The organism is Geodermatophilus sabuli, assembly GCF_900215145.1.
Taxonomy (GTDB): domain Bacteria; phylum Actinomycetota; class Actinomycetes; order Mycobacteriales; family Geodermatophilaceae; genus Geodermatophilus; species Geodermatophilus sabuli.
On record NZ_OBDO01000004.1, the window covers coordinates 308,815 to 327,676 of the forward strand.

Below are 18,862 nucleotides of genomic sequence, written 5' to 3' on the forward strand. Positions count from 1 at the left end.
GTGTTGGTGGGCTTACTCGTCCTCGGAGATGCCCTTCATCGCCTTCCATCCGTGCGTGACGCCGCCGCCGGCGCGCAGGGCAGCCGCGACCATGACCGCTTCGGCCACATCGGCCTTGGATGCACCGGCCTTCACGGCGCGCTTGGCATGGTCCTCGATGCAGAAGGGGCACTGCGTCGTCACCGCGACGCCGACCGCGATCAGCTCACGGGTGGCCAGATCCAGGTTGCCGGTGTTCTTGGTGAACACGGCCTTGTCGAAGCCGAAGAACGCCGACACCATCTCCGGCGCGGCCTCCTTGATGTCGGCCATGAACTTCGCCTCCTCGTTGTGCGAATGCATCCACTACCCCTTCCTGGTTGGTGTCGTGCTCTCTCCGGAACGGCCTGGAGGAGCACCGGCAGCACATCGAGCTTATACCCCCACCCGGTATCCGCCACCTGTGGCCGAGAACGGCGGATCCGCACGGGGCCGCCGTCGGTGCTGGGCCGGCGGCCGCGGCCGTTCGAACCGCGTTGCTGTACCGGCCGCTGTATCGCTCCCAGTCACTCCGACGCGTCACGCAACGCGGTCCGGCCGGACATCACGTCCCGCCTGGCTCGACAGCGGTCCCCGGGACCATGCGCGACACCACGCCGGGCGAAGGCGAGAGCGAGGGCCGTGGCCGCCGCGCCAGTCAGGCCGATGCCCAACAGCGCGGCGACCGGTGCGGTTCAGCAGACCGTGCAGGCCGTGGCAGCCGCGGCGACCACACCACTCCGGGATCCGACAAGGCGGGAAGCCACATGCGCTGACGCCAGGCCTCCACGCGACCGGGGCGACGGCCGCGACGTCCCCGAGGCCGGTCGGGTCGGTAAGTCACGGCCGCCTGACCCCGGCGACGTACGGAGCTCCCGTTCCATCGGTGCCGACGAGCTGCCCGCCGGACACGACCGCTGGTCAGGCACGGTCGACCGGCGATTCCTGGCGAGGGCAGCAGCCTCCGTCTCAAGGCACGCGACCGGTCGTGCTCCCTACCACCAGATCTGCTTGGCCGGCTCCGCCGATCCGGTACTGGAGGGCCAGCACGGCGGCGTAACCTTCGTGCGCTACGTGCACCAGGGGCCACAGCTGAGAGGTGGCCGGCCCCTTCGAGCCTCCCTCGCTCGCCAAGCGACGAACGGAGAAGCCGTGTGTGACGTCATCTCCCGCGCCATGAGCCGGGCCGGAGAACTCCCCGAGAGCAGTCGCCGCCGCTTCCTGCAGGGCATGGGGGCGACCGCCGTGGCCGGCGGGATGCTGATGGCCGGCACGGGGACGGCGAGGGCACACTCGGGCGGAGGCGGCCGGAACCACCCCGTGGCCACCCGCACCCGGCTGATCCTGCTGGGCGTGGGGGGCGGTCCCGCGTACACGAGGTCTGACGTGTTCGGGATCTCCACCGCCGTGGTCTACGAGAACCGCGTGTACCTGGTGGACGCAGGGCTCGGCTCGTATCGGCGTCTGGTCCAGAGTGGCCTGGCCGCACAGCCCACCGCCCCCTCGTCCCTGACCAACGTCCGCGGCATCTTCTTCACCCACCTGCACAGCGACCACATCACCGACTGGCCGGCGATGTACGTGACCGGACCGTCCAACCGCACCGGGCGCCCGGCCGGGGACCGCATCGCGGTGCGCGGCCCCGGCCGGCGAGACACCCTCCCGCGCCTCTTCCGCCCGAACCTCCCCGAGCCGGAGTTGGTCAACCCGGACGATCCGACGCCGGGGATCGCCGGCATGACCGGCTACCTGCGCCAGGCCTTCGCCTCGGACTTCAACGACCGCGCCCGCGACGGCAGCGGCACGGCACCGGACGCACTGTTCGACGTGCAGGACATCGACCTGAGCGGGATCTGGGAGATCGACCCCGAGGGTCGGCCACCGCGGCTGCCCCGCCCGATCGAGGTGTGGCAGGACGGGGAGGTGAGGATCACCGCGACCCTCGTCGACCACCACCCCACCGCGCCGTCCTTCGGCTTCCGCTTCGACACACCCGACGGGTCGATCGTCGTCTCCGGGGACACCACGGTCAGCCAGAACCTCATCGACCTGGCCAGGAACACCGACTACCTCGTACACGAGGTCATCGACCCCGTCTTCGTGGACGAGATCGTGGCCCGCACGCCACCGGACTTGCGTGAGGGGTTGCGCGAGCACCTGCTGGAGTCCCACACGACCATCGAGCAGGTCGGCCGGGACGTGGCCGAGCCCGCCAGGGTCAGGCACCTGGTGCTCAACCATCTCGTGCCCAACGACCCCTCCCCGCTGCGCTGGGCGGCCGCCCAGAGCGGCTACTCCGGAACGCTGACCGTCGGCACGGACCTGCTGCAGCTGGGCGTCGGCCGCTGAACGCGGTCGTCCTGTATCGCCCGCGGAGACATCACCGGGGCGTCACGGTGGCGGTGCTGGGTGGGGCGCTCGGCTTGGCTTGCCCGCCCGGGAGCGAGCCGCTGGAGCCCGGCGCCGGCGACCCGGGACGCGACCGTCATGACCCACTCGTGTCCGCGGGCGAAGGACACCCCGAGTCACGGGTCAGGGCACCTCAGGCGCCCGCACGGGGGATACGGCGACGGAACCGCGCCGCGGCAGCGTCGCGGCGGCACAGGCAGCCCCGAACGCGGCCGCGGCGGCGAGCAGGAACGCCGCCGAGAAGCTGCCGGTGCGGTCGGCGATCGACCCGCCGAGCAGAGGGCCGATCAACTGGGCCAGCCCGAAGACGAGGGTGACCGCCCCGAACGCCGCGGCGAACCGGCGTGCGTCCAGCCAGTCGGCCAGGTGGGCGGCAAGAACCGCCGGCGCCCCGGACATCGCGAGCCCGAACAGGACGGCGGAGGACGACGCCCACGGCTCGGCCCCGACCGGGACGAGCAGGACCGCCACGGTCATGCCCACGTAGGCCCACGTCATCGCCGCCCGCCGTCCGACCGAGTCCGACCAGCGGCCGAGCAGGATCCCGCCAGCGATGATGAACACCCCGGTGAGGGCGAACACCCCGGAGGCGTGCCCGGAGCCGAAGCCGGCGTCGTCCTCGTACGCGGCGACCAGGAAGGTCATGTAGATGGAGATCGCCAGGCCGTAGCCGCCGTACGACAGCGTCGAGCCGATCCAGCTGGGGACCGCGCGCAGCGCGGAGATGCGGACCGGGCCGGAGACCAAGACGACCTGCGGGCGCAGCCATCGAGCGGCCGCCACCGCGACGAGCGCGGACAGCACCGCCTCGATCGCCCACACCGGGCGCCACGCGCCGGAGCCGGCGACGGCGTGCACCACGGCGGTCAGACCACTGCTCGCAATCACCCCTAGACCCACGCCGCTGCCGGTCAGGCCGATCGCGAGACCACGCCGGGAGACGTGGACGGCGGATCCGGCGATCCCCGGAGCCGGCACCCAGATCATCGCCCCGCCGAACCCGGCCAGGACCATCCCCACCACCAGGACCGGTACCGACGGCGCCAGCGCGAGGACCGACAGCCCGGCTGTGGTGAGCAGCAGGCCCAGGCGCACCGACATAGCTGGTGCCAGGCGCCCGGCGGTGAGGATGACGAGTGAGGTTCCCCCGAGGTACGCAGTGAGGTTCAGGGTGCCGAGCAGTCCCGCGACGGCGTAGGAGTGCACCAGGTCGGCGTTGACGGCAGGCAGCAGGAGTGCGTACCCGAAGCGCCCGAAGCCTTGGGCCACGCCTGCGGCCAGCACCAGGATCGAGATGAGCGCCCGTGGCCCAGGGGCGGGGCTGCCCTGCCTCGCCTGGCGGGCACGCGAAGGGCGCACCGACGAAGCGTAGGCCGCTCTCGCGGCGCCCCTGACCTGGAACCGCGAGCCCCATCGTCCAGCAGGTGGTCAGACCCTGTGTGGCGGGCAGCCACCCGGAGGCGGAGCCCCCTCTGCCTCCGGCAGCGTCAGACGATCCGCGGAAGGCGTCAGACCGACCGGCCGGCGAACGCAGCTGTGCGTTGACAGGCGTCGGCACCCTCGGGCGTCCGCTGCTCGGGCCCGAACGCCGGGCCTCGGTGGCCGTCGGTGAGACCGGCGCGCATGGAGGCCGAGCCGCGCTGGGCCACCTCGGCATCGAGGTCACCAGTCGTCCGTCCGATGGCCGTGGCGAGGTCCCAGGTGTGCACGGCGAGCTCGGCGCACTGCCAGTCGAGGGAGACGGGTCCGCCGCCGCGGGCCCCGTCGTCGGCCACATCGTGAAGAAGGTCTTCCGCATGTGAGCGGAACTGGGCGTCCGCGTGGATCCGGATGCTGGCCGACAACCCGAAGCTCATCCAGCACCCGCTCGCCCGCATCGACGACGGCCGTGCCTGGGTCGCCCGGGACGACGACACGCTCACCAACCTGCCTGGTCTGGCTGTGTCCACGACTCCACCTACAGGTGCGTCTGGGCGTCACGAACTCGGATGGTGGAGTCCGTAGAACGGCGCACATGGTGACGATGGGCACAGTGCGCCGGGTGGGGCAGGGTGGTCCGGCGTCGCGGCCCGCCTCCACCACTCGGGGCCCGCACATTGCCACAGTCCCCGCATGCGTCTGGCGGTGTGCTCCTCCAAGGGCGGGGTGGGCAAGACGACGACCGCGGCGAACCTTGCCGCGGCTCTGGCCCGGCACGGCAGGGTGCTCGCCGTGGACGTCGATCCGCAGGACAGCCTAGGACGAGCCTTCGGCGTCGTCGCCAAGCGGGGCGACGACAGCTTGGCTGCTCTCCTGGACGACTCCGCCGCCGATGCCCGGGCCGTGATCCGGCACGACGTCTCACCGGGGCTGGATCTGCTGCCGGCACATCCGGAGCTGGAGACCATGGCCGCCCGGCTGGCCAGCACGGGAGGCCTGATCACCAGCATCCGGCGCGTGCTGCGACCGCTTCTCACCGACTACGACCACATCGTGTTGGACACCCGCGGCGACCTTGGAGGCCTCACCCTCGCTGCGGTATGCGCCGCCGACGCCGTGCTCACCGTCTTCACGAGCGACCCTGGCTCGGCGCTCGGCGTCGCCCGCGTCGCGGCATTCCTCGAGCAGCACCGGACCTACGAGAACACCTCTGCGGTTCTCGTCGGAGTCGCCTGCGCCGTATGGGATCAGCAAGGGCGCGCTGCCCGCGAGGTCGCCGGCGCTCTGGAGGGGACCGATCTACCTCTGCTCACGACCCGAGTCCCGCTCTCCCGCCGCGTGCCGACCAGCACGCTGTCCAAGCGACCTGTGGTCCTCTCCCACCCGACCAGCCCGGTGGGTTCTGCCTATCTAGCGCTCGCCGATGAGGTGCTCGCCGCAGCCGAAAGGGTTCCCGCATGAGCACGACAAAATTCTCCGCGACGGGGTCTCGACGCCCGCGGACACTCCAAGACGACCTGCTTGACGACCTACGTCAGGCTGCCCCTCTGCCGGTCGCGCAACCGAGCTCGGACCACCCGGTGCCAACGCCGGCTGAACGACTGGAATCCACGGACCCGGACGCGCTCACCGTCGAGCTCCGGCTGACGCCGCGACGTTGGTCCGCGCTCAGCGTGCGGACCCCGTCCATCGGGGCGGGCCTCGTCGTGACGGCCGGGCCGCTGCACCTGCACTTCCGAGGCCTCGGCCGCTGAGTTCCATCGGCACACCCGGGCCTCGCACCGGTACCCGGACGGCGCGCACATCGGCAGGTCTACCGATGGCCTCCCCCGGCGGCATCCTGCAGGTTGGGAGTACCAGGCGCGGGTGTGACCCGTCCGGTCTCCGGAGGGACCGCGAGGAGGAGCAGCGCAGTACGACGACAGCCGTCCTGTGAGCGTCCGGCGCTCGTGGAGCCCGCTTCGTGATCACCGACTTGGAACCAACTGGATGGAGGAGTCGTGAGCGAGTCAGAGCTGGAGGAGACCGGGACCGGCCAGGCCGCCAAGCGCATCGGTCAGGCGCCGACGACCACGGATGTGACCGATCCGGAGCGATCCTCCCGGAACACCGCCGCCGGCTCCGGTTCCGAGCCCGGCGAAGGCCCCGTCCAGCCTGACGCCGACGAGGGGGTGGACCCCTCGGCCAGCATCGAGCCCCGCAACGAGGGGCTCGTCTGAGCCCGACGTCCGGATGGAAGGCCGGCCCTCGCCGGCGACCGATCACGGTGGCGCTCACGGCTCGGGATCACACCGGCCGGCCGGCCTGCCGGTCCGAGCCTCAGAGGAAGCACGATGCGCCTCACCCGCTTCGTCCACGCCGTACGGACCAGCCTGTGGCTGGTCCCACTGCTGTGCGTCCTGGCCGGCGTGCTGATCGCCCTCGGCACGCTCTGGCTCGACCGCCGGTCGGGCTACACCCTCGTCCCGCAGAGCGTGACCGGAACGCCCAGCGACGCGCAGACGACCCTGTCGGTCTTCGCCACCGCGATGGCCTCGCTGATCAGCCTGGTGCTCACCGTGACGCTGGTGGCGGTGCAGCTGGCGATGGGCCAGTTCTCCCCGCGGATCGTGGGCGCACTGCTCTCCGACCGGTTCAGCCAACTGGCGATCGGCCTGTTCGGGGCGACGTTCGTCGTCGCCGTACTCACCCTCCGGGAGATCCGCGGTTCGGACACCGGCACCGTTCCCGGCCTGACGGTGCTGCTGGCCCACCTACTGATGTTCGCCAGCCTGGTGACGCTGATCCTGTTCGTGCACCACTCCGGGCAGACCATGCGGGCAACTGGCCTGATCGACCTCGTCGGCGACCGCACCCGTGACCTCATCGCGTCGTCCTTCCCGGCGCCCCGAGCGGCGACCGGCCCGGACCCCGACCCCGACGTGATCCCCTCGCGGGAGCCGGGCAGCGTCGTCCGAGTCGACCGCGCCGGGCTGATCGCCGCCGCGCGCCGCGCCGACTGCGTCCTCGAACTGGTGCCCGTCGTCGGCGACTTCGTGTCGGGCGGGGCACCACTGTTCCGGGTGCACCCCGGCCTCCGGCGGGGAGGGGATGTCGCCGCGCCGGTCGCGCTGCTCCAGGCCGAGGAGATCGCGCGGCTGGTCCTCGTGGGCCCCGAGCGCGTGCACACGGAGGACGCCCCCTACGGGGTGCGCAAACTGGTCGACATCGCGGAGCGGTCGATCGCTCAGCCGTTCAACGACCCCACGACGACCCTCCAGGCGCTGCACCGGTTGCATGACCTGCTGCGCCAGCTCGCCGTGCGCCCGCTCCCCCCAGGGGAGGACCGGGACGAGGACGGCGTGGTGCGGCTGGTCGAGCGCACGCTGTCCTGGGACGGCTACGTGCGGCTCGCCTTCGACGAGATCCGGCTGGCCGGCGCGGCCTCCCCGCAGGTGACCCGCCGGCTGTGCGCGGCGCTTCATGATCTCAAGTGCGTCGCCCCGCCCGACCGGCAGGCCCCGCTCGACCGCCAGCAGCGGCTGCTGACCGCCGCCGTCCACCGGGCCTACGAGGACGAGGAGGACATCGCCGCCGCGCTCACGCCCGACGCCGAGGGCATCGGGTCCGGAGCCGACGTCACCACCGCCGTGCGCCTGGACAGGGGCACGCCGGACACCGGCGTCCGGCCCGGCGCGGGCATCCCGGGGTAGCGGGCTCCTCGCGTGCGCAGCTCCGGCGCGCTCACCACCTCGGCGACGACGACGCCGTGTCGGGGGGCCCGCGCCACAGTGGGGTGCAGGCCGGTCCGCCAGCGGAAGGACGCCTCGGCGGGGAGGGTCATGGGCAGGTGCTCGGGCGCGGACGGCCGGGCGAGCAGGTAGCCGCTGGCGGAGTCCACCCCGAGGGCGCTGAGCGCGGTCAGCTGCGGCAGGGTCTCGACCCCCTCCGCGATGACGTGCGCCTCGATGGCCCGCGCCAGCGTCACGATGCCGGCCACCAACGCCTCGCCTCGAGCTGTCCCGAGGTCGTGGACGAAGGACTTGTCCACCTTGATGACGTCGACCGGGAACTCGCTCAGGCGGGCCAGCGAGCTGTAGCCGGTTCCGAAGTCGTCGATGGCGATCGCCACCCCCAGGTCGTGTATCCGCTCCAGCACCTCCCCCGCCCAGGAGCAGCCGGCGAGCGCCGACTCGGTCACCTCGATCCCGAGGCGATGCGCGGGCAGCCCGGCACGGTCCAGCTGGGCAGCGAGCCGGGCGGGGAACTCACGGTCGACCAGCTGCTGCGGGGAGACGTTGACCCACACCCGGAGTTCCGCGATGTGCGCCCACCGGTCGGCCTGCTCGATCGCCCGGGCGAGGACCAGCTCGCCGATGCGGTGGATGAGCCCCGTCTCCTCGGCGACCGGGATGAACTCCTGCGGGCCGACGAGGCCACGGGCGGGATGCCGCCAGCGGACCAGCGCCTCCACGTGGCAGATCTGCTCGACCCGGAGGTCGAAGGCGGGCTGGTACTCCACCAGCAGCTCGTCGCGGTCCAGGGCGTGGCGCAGGTCGTTCTCGATCTCGACGCGGTGCACCGACTCCACGTGCATCTGCTCGTCGAACCAGACAGCCCGTTCCCGGCCGGTGTCCTTGGCGCGGTAGAGCGCCGCGTCGGCCTCCCGGAGCAGGATGTCGAGATCGGCCGGGCCGGTCGCCGTGGCCAGGCCGACGCTGACGGTGACGAGGAGGCGCGCACCCACCTCGACCGGCTCCCGGCTCGCCTCGATGACCTCCTGGGCGAACCGGCCGACCTCCTCGGCGGAGCGGTCCACCAGGACCACCACGAACTCGTCGCCACCGAAGCGGGCCACCGGATCGCCCGGACCGGCCAGAGCGGCGAGACGTCGTGCGAACTCGCTCAGCAGACGGTCCCCGGTGCCGTGCCCCAGGCTGTCGTTGACCAGCTTGAACCGGTCCAGGTCGATGAAGGCGACGGTGAGGCGGGCCTCCGGCTGTCCGGCGAGGACCCGGTCCACCTCCTGCAACATCCCGGCGCGGCTCAGCAGACCGGTCAGCTCGTCGTGTGTGGCCCGGTGGGCCAGGTCGCGCTGCGCCCGTTCAGCTGCCGCGCGGGCCGCCCGCTCGGCGGTCAGCAGGCGTTCCCGCTCCCGCTCCATGGCCCGCCGCTCGGAGATGTCCCGGAAGTAGATGGCGATCCCGCCCCGACGCAGGGGGTACACGCGGGCCTCGCACCACAGATCCGCCTCGTCGTAGCGCGCCTCGAGGGTGGCGGTCCGTCCCGTGCACGCGACCTGGCGGTAGGTCCTCTCGAACTCCGTGCCGAGCAGGGCGGGGAACCGGGCCCAGATGTCCTCGCCCACGACCTCGTCGCGAGCGACGCCCAGCCGGGCCTCGGCCTGCGCGTTGATGTACGTCATCCGCCAGTCGGCGTCGACGCCGATGTACATGTCGCTGATCGACTCGAGGTTGTCGATGAGCTCGGCCGCCGTCCGCGTGGTCGCCTCCGCCCGCGCCGCCTCCGCCTCCGCGGTGCTCACGTCCCGGAAGGACACGTACGCCCGTGGCGAGTCCCCGTCGAGGAAGGTGGCGGTGGTGATCTCGGCAGGGAACGTCGATCCGTCACTGCGGCGCAACCGGAACACCCCTCGGAACGCGCCCTCCCGGGCCCGGGTCTCGAGCGCCTCCCTCCACCGGCGGTCACGCCGGTCGATGATCCCGTCCCGGCCGAGCTCGATCAGCTCGAGCTCCGTCCGGCCGAGCAGCTCGCAGGCCCGCGCGTTCGCGCCGAGCGTGCGCCCATCGGCCGAGGTGATCAGCACCCCGTCGAGACCGTGGATGAACAGTGCCTCGTAGACGCTGCTGCGCAGCGTCGAGGGAGCCGAGTCGAGGATCACATCGGCGTATCGGCCGATCGACAGTCCCGGTTGACCGTGTTCCGCAATTCGGGTGAGCCGGTTCGCCTGGGGAACGCCGTGCCTCGGAGCGGCGATCACGGCCTCCCGGGGTCGCGTGGGTGGCCGGCAGGTGGCGGCCGGCGCGTCATGCGGTGACGTCGGGAGTATCGGTCGCCGAACGAGGGGGTTCGACCGGACGACGGCATGCGATGTCGATGAGGCCGATCGGCGCGGGCGATGGCCAGCGCCCTGCCCGTGCCGCGGCTCAGCCCCGGAGGCGCTCCCGGCACTGCCGCCGGTAGGCGTCCAGGAATGCGCGACCGGGCCGGCACGGACAACGCTCCGGTGAATACGGCGACCCTGAGCTGCCGGCCCGGATCTGCGCCCCGGAGGGTCAGCTGATGTTGCTGACCTCTGGCGTCCGCGACCGATGGGCCACGGCAACGGCGCGCCTCACGAAGACTGCCCCAGGTTGGTCACCAGGTTGACGGCCACGGCGATCACCACGGTGCCGAACAGGTAGGACAGCAGAGCGTGCCCCAGCCCGACCTTGCGGATCGATGTGGCCTGGAGCGAGGTGTCCGGTACCGCGAAGCTCATCCCGACGCTGAACGCGACGTAGGCGAAGTCGCTGTAGGTCGGTGGTTCCTGCTGGCCGAACTCGATGCCACCGTCCCCGCCGGAGTAGTACAGGCGCGCGTACTTGAGCGCGAAGACCGTGTTGACCAGCGCCCACGACAGGATGACCACCAGGACGCCGAGCACCACGGTCGCGACACCGACGGCGTCCCCCGAGCCGGACCGGACGAGCGCCTCCACGACGGCAGCGAGACTGACCACCGCCGCGCCGAGCACGGCCGTGTCCGTGACGCGGGTCCGCCCCTCCTCCTCGGCCAGCCGTTTCGTCCCCTCCGAGTCGCGCGGCCAGCTGATCCGCCACACCCAGAGCATCAGGCCGCCGGCTGCGACGGCCCAGCCGACGAGCACGGAGATCTCGGGGACTCCGGCAACCGTGGTCAGCCCGGCCGCGAGGAGGCCACCGCCGAGGCAGATCAGCAGGCGGCGCCACGACAGGATCGTCGGCCGCGGGCCCGCCTCCTCCGCCGTCCTGCCGCGTGCCACGCTCACCGGGCGGACCCGCGACGGGCCGACGAGGGCCCACAGCCGGCCCACCGTCCGGCTCGGCGCCGGGGCCTGGGGCGGTCCGCCCGTCGGCGCCTCAACCACCCGGACGGAACACGGCGCGGACGCACCCGTCCTCCTTCTCCTTGAACATCCGGTAGCCCTTCGGCCCGTCGTCGAGCGGCATCACGTGGGTGGCGAGGTGCTCGGTCCGCACCTCGTCCCGGCTCATGCGGTCGAGGATCTCCGGGATGTAGCGGTGCCCGTGCTGCTGGGCGCCGCGCAGGGTCAGCGCCTTGTTCATCACCGCGCCGAGGGGGAACTTGTCCACGAGGCCGGCGAAGACTCCGAGGGTGAACACCGTCCCGCCCTTGCGGCAGGCGTAGATCGCCTCGCGCACCGCTGTGGGCCGGTCGGTCTGCAGCCGCATCTGCTGCTTGACCTGGTCGTAGAGATACTGCGGGCCCGGGCTGTGCGCCTCCATGCCCACCGCCTCGATGCAGACGTCGGGGCCCCGGCCACCGGTCATCTCGCGCAGCTCGGCGGGGACGTCGACCTCCTCGTAGTCGAGGGTCTCCGCCCCGACGTGTGTGCGGACCTGCTGGAGCCGGTTGTCGTACCGGTCGATCACGACGACCCGTTCGGCGCCCATCAGCATGGCCGCGCGGGCGGCCATCTGGCCCACTCCCCCCGCACCCCAGACCGCGACGACGTCGCCCGGCCGTACCTCGGCCTGGTGCGCCCCCGTCCAGCCGGTCGGTGCGGCGTCGGAGGCGAACAGCGCCCGCTCGTCGGAGACGCCGTCGGGGATCGCGAACGCCCCCTGGTCGGCGTAGGGAACCCGGATGTAGGGCGCGTGGCTGCCCGCCCATCCGCCCATCGCGTGGGAGTACCCGTAGCAGCCGCCGATGGACTGGCCCCACAGCGCCTCGGTGATCCCCGGGTTGGGATTGCCGTTGTCGCACAGCGACCACAGCCCCTGCTTGCAGTACCAACACTGCCCGCAGCTGGTGAAGGAGACCACCACCACGCGGTCCCCCACCTGGTGCTTCGTCACGCCGCGACCGACCTCGGCCACCGTGCCCATGAACTCGTGCCCGAGCACGTCCCCCGCGCGCATGGCAGGGATGTAGCCGCCCACCAGGTGCAGGTCCGAGCCGCAGGTGGCACTCAGCCCCACCTCGAGGATGATGTCGTGGTCGTTGAGGATCGTGGGCTCGGGGACGTCCTCGACGCCGATCTCGTTGACCCCGCGCCAGGTCACCGCCTTCATCGCACACCTGCCTTGGGCGCCACCCTGGTCCACGCCTCGAGGAGCGCGCCGCCGGGGGTCGCCGTCCGCTTGCCGTGCGGTGCGGGGTCGACCGCCAGCACCTCACCCACCTCGATGAGCTGCTTGGCCTGGCGCAGCGCCGACCGCAGGTCGGCCTGCGGGTCGCTGCCGCTCAGCCGGCTGGGGGCGGGTCCCGACGACGGCCGGTCGCGCAGCCGGGCCGCCAGCTCGGTGCCCTTGCCGCCGGCGGCCGGGCGGACGCGGACCTCGATCCGGTCGCCGAACTCGGCCAGGGGTACGGGCAGCTGCGCGGTGTCGACGTCGGACGGCTCGCGGAGCACGGTCACCACGAGCCACCCGGACGCCGGCTGGCCCGCGCCGGCCGGCCGGGCGGCGGACGGGTCGATGGCCGACCGCACCTGGCGGACGACGCTCCCGCCGGCGCGTGCGGCGAGGGACGCCACGTTCCCGATGGACGTGGTCATGCCCCACCTCCCGCGGCTGCCGGCTGCGGAGCCCGGGCGAACTCCTGCACGATGCGCTCGCAGAAGGCCGGCAGGTCGTCGGGCGACCGGCTCGTCGTGATGTTGCCGTCGGTGACGACCTGCTCGTCGACCACCTCGGCCCCGGCGTTGCGCAGGTCGGTGCGCACGCTCGGCCACGAGGTCAGCCGGCGGCCGCGCGCGACGTCGGCCTCGACGAAGTTCCAGGGTCCGTGGCAGATCGAGGCGACCGGCTTGCCCGACTGGACGAAGTCCCGGACGAACTGCACCGCGGCCGGTTCCATCCGCAGCTTGTCCGGGTTCACCGTCCCACCCGGCAGGAGCAGCGCCTCGTAGTCGTCGACCGACACGGAGCCGACCAGCTGGTCGACCGCGAACGTGCCGGCGTCCTCGAGGTCGTGGTCGCGCGCCAGGATCTCGCCGCTGGTGATGGAGACGACGACGGTGCGGGCGCCGGCGTCCTCCAGCGCCTGCCGTGGCCGCTCCAGCTCCACCCGCTCCACCCCGTCGGCCGCGAGGATGGCGACCCGCCGTCCCTTCAGCACTCCGGCCATGTCAGGCACCCGCCCCCGCCATCGTCGGGTGGAGGACGACCTTGGTCCAGCCGTCGTCCCGCTTGTCGAAGTGCTCGTATGCCTCGGGTGCCTCGTCCAGCGGCAGCTCGTGGCTCACGATGAACGACGGCTCGGCCTTGCCCGCGGCGACGAGGTCGCGCAGCTGCCGGTTGTACTTCTTGACCGGTGCCTGGCCGCTGCCGATGTGCTGGCCCTTGAACCAGAACATGCCGTAGTCGAAGGCGAGCTTGCCCTGCTTCGCCAGCTCGTCGCTGGCCCCGGGGTCCTGGGGCACGAAGACGCCGACGTTGCCGATCCTCCCGGTGAAGCGCACCGAGGCGACCAGCCGGTTCATCGTCAGGTCGGCCTGCTCCTGCCCGTCGGGCTCGTGCGCCTGGTAGCCGACGCACTCGCAGCCGTTGTCCGCGCCCAGCCCCATCGTCTCGTCGAGGACTGCCTGCACGGGATCGACCTTCGAGTCGTCGATGGCGATCGCGCCGATCGACTCGGCCAGCTTGAGCCGGTCGGGCTGCCGGTCGACGACCATCACCTTGCTCGCTCCGCGGATGGTCGCCGAGAGGGCGGCCATCAGCCCGACCGGGCCGGCGCCGTAGATGACCGTCTGGTCGCCGGGCTGGACGCCGGCCATCTCGGTGGCGTGGTAGCCGGTCGGGAAGATGTCGGCGAGCATCACGTAGTCGGTCTGGCGCTCCTCGGCGTCCTCCCCCAGCCGCAGGCAGTTGAAGTCACCCCAGGGCACGCGCAGCAGCTCTGCCTGCCCCCCGCCGTACGGCCCCATGTCGGCGAAGCCGTACGCGGCGCCGGCCATGTTCGGCTCCGGCTGCGCGGTCAGGCAGTAGTTCGTGAGCTGGCGCTCGCAGTTCTTGCAGTGCCCGCAGGCGATGTTGAACGGCAGGACGACGTACTCCCCCACCCGCACCTTGTCGACCCCGTCGCCGACCTCGACCACCTGGCCCAGGTTCTCGTGCCCGAACCAGCGGCCCGGCTCGAAGTCGGTCCGGCCCTCGTACATGTGCAGATCCGAGCCGCAGATGTTCGCCGAGGTGATCCGCACCAGGACGTCGGTCGGCCGCTCGATCCGCGCGTCCGGTACGTCCTTGACGCTGACCTGCCGCGGCCCCTCGTAGACCACTGCCTTCACGCTGCCTCCTCGTCAGGGCCGGGCTCTTCCCGATCCGAGCTCGGGTCGTAGCCCCGATTGCACCCGGAGCAGCGGGGGCCCGGGTATCGGCAGACATGCCGATCCGGAACCGGAGGCCCACGCCGCCTCGAGGAGGGATCGCTCTGCCGGGTGCCGGAACGGTCACCGATGGATGCCGTGGCGACCGCGTCCCTCCGGCCCCGAGCCCGGGCCGGCGCAGATCGGTCATCCTGCCGATGGAGGTCACCCCGCCACCGGGCTTGGCTGGACGCGCCGGCCCACCGTCCCCCAGGAGCACGCCCATGGAGCTGACCTCGGCAACGACCGTCAACAAGCCGCCGCAGGAGGTCTACGACTTCTGGCACCGGCTGGAGAACCTCGCCACGTTCATGGCGCACCTGGACGACGTGCGGGTGACCGGCCCCAGCTCCAGCCACTGGGCGGCCAGCGCACCGTTCGACACCGTCGTCGAGTGGGACGCCGTGACCACGGGCGACGTCGCCGCGGAGCGCATCGCCTGGGCCTCTGTCGAGGGCGCCGACGTCGACACCTCCGGCGAGGTGCTGTTCGTGCCCGCACCGGGCGGGCGGGGCACCGAGGTGCTCGTCACGCTGCGCTACGACATGCCCGCCGGCGCGCTGGGCAAGGCGGTTGCCAGGTACTTCGGCGACGACCCCTCCCAGGCGCTCGACGACGACCTGCGGCGCTTCAAGCAGGTGATGGAGACCGGTGAGGTCGTGCGCTCCGAGGGCGCCCCCTGGGGCAAGCGGGCGCGCAAGGAGTTCCCGCAGCGCCCGGCCCGGCCGTTGAGCGAGGAGGAGCTGCAGGAGCTCCGGGCCCGCAAGGAGGTGATGGCGTGAAGGCCAACTGCTGGGTCGGCCCGAACAAGGTCGAGGTGCAGGACGTCCCCGACCCGACGATCCTCAACGGCCGCGACGCCGTCGTGAGGATCACGTCGACGGCGATCTGCGGGTCTGACCTGCACCTGCTCGACGGTTACGTGCCCACGATGGAGAAGGGCGACGTGCTGGGCCACGAGTTCATGGGTGAGGTCGTCGAGGTCGGCCCCGGCGTCGACGGGTCGAGGCTGCGGGTCGGCGACCGCGTCGTCGTCCCCTTCCCGATCGCCTGCGGCGCCTGCCTCGCCTGCCGGGCCGAGCTGTACTCCTGCTGCGAGAACACCAACCCCAACGCCGGCGTCGCCGAGAAGATGTTCGGGCACCCCGTGGCCGGCATCTTCGGCTACTCGCACCTCACCGGCGGCTTCGCCGGCGGGCAGGCCGAGTACGCCCGGGTGCCGTTCGCCGACGTCGGCCCGATCCGCATCGAGAGCGACCTCGACGACGAGCACGTGCTCTTCCTCTCCGACATCCTGCCCACCGGCTACATGGGCGCGGAGATGTGCGACATCCAGGACGGTGACGTCGTCGCCGTCTGGGGCGCCGGCCCCGTGGGCCAGTTCGCGATGGACAGCGCCCGCATGCTCGGCGCGGACACGGTGATCGCCATCGACGACGTCTCCTACCGCCTCGAGATGGCCGCCTCCCAGGGCTACCGGACGATCGACTACTCCGACACCGATGTCCGCTCCGCCCTGCTGGAGCTGACCGGTGGGCGGGGACCGGACAAGTGCATCGACGCCGTCGGCATGGAGGCCTCGCACGGCACCGCCCACGTGCACCTCTACGACCGGCTCAAGCAGGCGGTCCGCTCGGAGTCCGACCGGCCGCACGCCCTGCGACAGGCGATCCTGTCCTGCCGCAGCGGGGGGATCGTCTCGGTCATCGGGGTCTACGGCGGGCTGGTCGACAAGTTCCCGGCCGGCGCCTGGATGAACCGGTCACTCACCCTGCGCACCGGGCAGTGCCACGTGCAGCGGTACATGCGCCCGCTGCTGGACAGGATCGAGCGGGGCGAGATCGACCCGACCCGGGTGATCACCCACCGGCTGCCCCTGGCCGAGGCCCCGCACGGCTACGACATCTTCAAGAACAAGGCGGACGGCTGCGAGAAGGTGGTCCTGAAGCCCTGATCGCCCCCTCCTCAGGGGGACGACGGGGAGCCGAGACGAGCACGTCCGGGTCGCCGACCGCCTCGACGAGGAAGTCGACGAGGCGGCGGACGGCGGGGCGGGCCGGTCGCCGCCAGACGACCTCCAGGTCGAGGAACAAGGCGGGATCGAGCGGCCGCACGACGATCCCGCCGACGCCCATGCGCTCGGCGACCCCGAGGATCCCCGGGGCGACGCCGGACCCCGCTGCGACCGCCCGCACCATCGCCTCGGGGCTGTTGATGAGGTCCGGTTCGACGACCACCTGCCCCAGCTGCGCTCCGCCCGGCAGCAGGTGGTCCACGGAGCGCTGCCAGATGCCGGAGAAGGGGGACCGCGGGAACATCACCACGGGTTCGCGGGCGAGCGCCGTCACCGGGATCTCCGCCCGGTCGGCGAGCGGGTGAGCCTGTGGCAGGACGACCCCGAACGGCACCGATCCGAGGACGACACCCTCGAGGTCCCGGTGCTCCTGGGGCCGGCTCCAGACGACCGCTGCATCCGCCCGCCCCTGCCGGACCGCCTCCACGGCGTCGTCCCCCGGGCTGGACGTCACGAAGACCTCGACGCCCGGGACGGCGTGACCCACCGTGCGCAGCGGGCCGTCGAGGACCCGGTCGGCCATCGTGCAGACCCGCAGGGTCACCTGCTCCCGGCTCGAGGGTCCGGCGGATCGCACGTCCTCGCGGGCCCGGTCGACATCAGCCAGGATCACCCGCGCCCGCTCCGCCAGGACGCGCCCCGAGGGCGTCAGCTCGGCTCCGCGTGGAGTGCGGTCGAAGAGCGTGACGCGCAGGTCTCGCTCCAGCGCACGGATCTGCTGGGAGAGGGACGGAGCGGCGATGTGCAACCGGCGCGCGGCAGCGGAGAATCGCCGTTCCTCGGCGACGGTGAGGAAGTACCTGAGCTGGCGCAGGTCCACAGGGCAGGCTACCGCCGGGACGCGGACAGGGACTGGGCGGTCGACGGGTTAGGCCTGGACTCACAGGCCTGTGGTTCTACGTCAGGGCACACGTGGTGAGCCGCCGCGTTCCGCGGTATGAGTACAGGAACGGCGTCGTCCTCCGACCGGTCGAACAACGGGTGCGGTCGTGGCTGGAAGCGGCCCGCTACCGCTTGGTTCCAGGGGGCCGACATGCACTCGCACCAGGCCGGTGAACTGCTGCTGGCCGAGACCGCTGCCGGGGCCGGCACCACGTCCGAGCGCGCGCAGGCTCTGCTCGAGGTCCTCCGCCGGATGGTCCCGTTCGACGGGGCATTCCTGGCGTTCGCCGACCCGCTGGGCCACGGCTACCACTCCCTGGTGACCGTCGACCTGGACGCCCGGACCGTGGAGTTCCTGTCTGGCCCGCAGGTCGCGCGAGACATCGAGGTCACCGGCACCGACCGGGAGCGTCCGCCGCTGGGCCCGTCGGACCTGCCCTACCCGGCCGAGGAGCTGCAGACCTGGGCCGAGTGCCTGATCCCGTCCGGTATCCACGAGGGGCTGGGCGTCGCCCTGTTCGCACGCGGAGGGCGGCACGTCGGCCATCTCGCAGTGTTGTCCGGCAGCCGGCAGCCACCGTCCCCGGCCGTGCGCCGCCGGCTCGGGCGGATTGCGCCGATGCTGGCCCATGGCATCGACCCGATGCGGTCGCTGGTCACCGTCGTGCATCTGGTCCGGGGGGCCAGGGCGGGCGTGGTGCTCCGCTCGGACGGCGGCTGCCAGACGCTTCCGGGCATGCCCGTGGATGCCCTGCTGGTCCCCGCCTCCCCCCTCCTCGACGCCGCTCGGGAGCGGATCGGCGACGGGCACGTCTGCTCGTCCTTCCTCTGGCCGGTGGGCGGCGCGCACGCACCCGGCGGGCACGTGCGCGTCACCGTCCTGGCGGCCCCCGACGACGCGCCGCCGGGGCTGACCGCCGTGGCCCTGCTGTCACCGGCAACCCACCTGCACGGGCTGACCCCGCGGGAACTGGAGGTGCTGGGCCTCCTCGTCGAGGGGTGTTCCAACCAGGAGATCGCTCGTGCCCTCGTCGTGGCGCCGCGGACCGTGGCCGCCCACCTCGAGCACGTCCTCGTCAAGCTCGGGGCACCGACGAGGACGCTCGCCGCCGTCCGCGCGGAACGCGACGGTCTCTACGTTCCGGCCTCCTCCTGCCGACGGGCATGCGTGGGTCAACGCGAGAGCATCGGCACGACATAGCGTGCCGCGCAGCTCCCTGCCGCTCCAGGACGTCGCCAACACCGCGCCCCTCCCCCATCGGGACGGCCGCTGGTGGGCGACTGCCCACGTCAGGGGGCCGAAGTCCCCCCTCGGACACCGAGTAGGAACCCCACGGCTCTCGAGCCGTGGGGTTCCTGTCGTTCATGGGTCTCACGAACCCATGTCGAGACGATCCCCGTCGAAGGCTCGATCTGCGAAGCCCGAGCGGCGACGGTCAGCCCCGCGCCACCGGGATGGTGTCGGCGACCTCGCGCCGATGTGGCGA

Annotated in this window: 16 protein-coding genes and 1 pseudogene; 7 read left to right on the forward strand and 10 right to left on the reverse strand. The window is 72.2% G+C overall.

The features are described from left to right. Positions 1-12: 12 nt before the first annotated feature. Positions 13-312, reverse strand: a complete 300-nt coding sequence (locus CRP39_RS11805) for a carboxymuconolactone decarboxylase family protein (protein ID WP_216359701.1) — start codon at positions 310-312, stop codon at positions 13-15. An 858-nt stretch (positions 313-1,170) separates the two neighbouring features. Between CRP39_RS11805 and CRP39_RS11810 the strand changes: the two genes are divergently transcribed. Then, positions 1,171-2,367: an MBL fold metallo-hydrolase gene (locus CRP39_RS11810; RefSeq protein WP_097206576.1), complete on the forward strand. Its 1,197-nt coding sequence runs from the start codon at positions 1,171-1,173 to the stop codon at positions 2,365-2,367. A 183-nt stretch (positions 2,368-2,550) separates the two neighbouring features. Here the strand turns inward: CRP39_RS11810 and CRP39_RS11815 are convergent, their stop codons facing one another. Together CRP39_RS11815 and CRP39_RS26380 are read right to left on the reverse strand one after the other, a co-directional pair. After that, on the reverse strand, positions 2,551-3,786 hold the full coding sequence (locus tag CRP39_RS11815; RefSeq protein WP_097206577.1) for an MFS transporter: 1,236 nt from the start codon (positions 3,784-3,786) through the stop codon (positions 2,551-2,553). Positions 3,787-3,935: 149 nt separating this feature from the next. Then, a complete protein-coding gene (locus CRP39_RS26380) occupies positions 3,936-4,202 on the reverse strand; it encodes a DinB family protein (RefSeq protein WP_143426624.1) in 267 nt (88 codons plus the stop codon). A gap of 337 nt (positions 4,203-4,539) precedes the next feature. Here CRP39_RS26380 and CRP39_RS11825 point away from each other — a divergent pair, with 337 nt between their 5' ends. From CRP39_RS11825 to CRP39_RS27545, 3 genes are all read left to right on the forward strand, one after another. Then, entirely contained in the window at positions 4,540-5,307 is a 768-nt protein-coding gene (locus CRP39_RS11825; RefSeq protein ID WP_097206579.1) for a ParA family protein, read from the forward strand. Between the two features lie 539 nt (positions 5,308-5,846). Further along, the gene (locus CRP39_RS11830) at positions 5,847-6,065 is read left to right on the forward strand and encodes a hypothetical protein (protein ID WP_097206580.1); all 219 of its coding nucleotides are present in this window, start codon (positions 5,847-5,849) and stop codon (positions 6,063-6,065) included. A 114-nt stretch (positions 6,066-6,179) separates the two neighbouring features. Further along, positions 6,180-7,538 (forward strand): DUF2254 domain-containing protein, encoded by a 1,359-nt coding sequence (locus CRP39_RS27545; protein ID WP_097206581.1) that lies wholly within the window; start codon positions 6,180-6,182, stop codon positions 7,536-7,538. A 164-nt stretch (positions 7,539-7,702) separates the two neighbouring features. Here CRP39_RS27545 and CRP39_RS11840 read toward each other — a convergent pair. The 6 genes and pseudogenes from CRP39_RS11840 to CRP39_RS11865 all read right to left on the reverse strand — a co-directional run. Next, a pseudogene (locus CRP39_RS11840) lies at positions 7,703-9,826 on the reverse strand (putative bifunctional diguanylate cyclase/phosphodiesterase); the annotation flags it as partial. A gap of 354 nt (positions 9,827-10,180) precedes the next feature. Next, complete coding sequence (locus tag CRP39_RS11845) at positions 10,181-10,855, reverse strand: DUF1345 domain-containing protein (RefSeq protein WP_245853802.1); 675 nt, start codon at positions 10,853-10,855, stop codon at positions 10,181-10,183. A 91-nt stretch (positions 10,856-10,946) separates the two neighbouring features. Next, positions 10,947-12,122 (reverse strand): zinc-dependent alcohol dehydrogenase, encoded by a 1,176-nt coding sequence (locus CRP39_RS11850; RefSeq protein ID WP_097206583.1) that lies wholly within the window; start codon positions 12,120-12,122, stop codon positions 10,947-10,949. Further along, complete coding sequence (locus CRP39_RS11855; protein WP_097206584.1) at positions 12,119-12,607, reverse strand: hypothetical protein; 489 nt, start codon at positions 12,605-12,607, stop codon at positions 12,119-12,121. The genes CRP39_RS11850 and CRP39_RS11855 overlap by 4 nt, the downstream gene beginning before the upstream one ends. Continuing rightward, complete coding sequence (locus CRP39_RS11860) at positions 12,604-13,179, reverse strand: type 1 glutamine amidotransferase domain-containing protein (protein WP_097206585.1); 576 nt, start codon at positions 13,177-13,179, stop codon at positions 12,604-12,606. Before CRP39_RS11860 ends, CRP39_RS11855 begins: the two co-directional genes overlap by 4 nt. 1 nt (position 13,180) lies before the next feature. Further along, positions 13,181-14,341: a glutathione-independent formaldehyde dehydrogenase gene (locus CRP39_RS11865; protein ID WP_097206586.1), complete on the reverse strand. Its 1,161-nt coding sequence runs from the start codon at positions 14,339-14,341 to the stop codon at positions 13,181-13,183. Between the two features lie 302 nt (positions 14,342-14,643). On the opposite strand from CRP39_RS11865, the gene CRP39_RS11870 reads away from it, so the two are divergent. Both CRP39_RS11870 and CRP39_RS11875 read left to right on the forward strand, forming a co-directional pair. Then, complete coding sequence (locus CRP39_RS11870; RefSeq protein WP_097206587.1) at positions 14,644-15,201, forward strand: SRPBCC family protein; 558 nt, start codon at positions 14,644-14,646, stop codon at positions 15,199-15,201. Then, entirely contained in the window at positions 15,198-16,373 is a 1,176-nt protein-coding gene (locus tag CRP39_RS11875) for a zinc-dependent alcohol dehydrogenase (protein WP_097206588.1), read from the forward strand. Before CRP39_RS11870 ends, CRP39_RS11875 begins: the two co-directional genes overlap by 4 nt. Here the strand turns inward: CRP39_RS11875 and CRP39_RS11880 are convergent. After that, positions 16,327-17,313: a LysR family transcriptional regulator gene (locus CRP39_RS11880; RefSeq protein ID WP_097206589.1), complete on the reverse strand. Its 987-nt coding sequence runs from the start codon at positions 17,311-17,313 to the stop codon at positions 16,327-16,329. The two genes, CRP39_RS11875 and CRP39_RS11880, sit on opposite strands and share 47 nt — an antisense overlap. A gap of 213 nt (positions 17,314-17,526) precedes the next feature. Here CRP39_RS11880 and CRP39_RS11885 point away from each other — a divergent pair, with 213 nt between their 5' ends. Then, positions 17,527-18,576, forward strand: coding sequence for a helix-turn-helix transcriptional regulator (locus CRP39_RS11885; RefSeq protein ID WP_097206590.1), 1,050 nt, complete (start codon positions 17,527-17,529; stop codon positions 18,574-18,576). Positions 18,577-18,862: the final 286 nt, after the last annotated feature.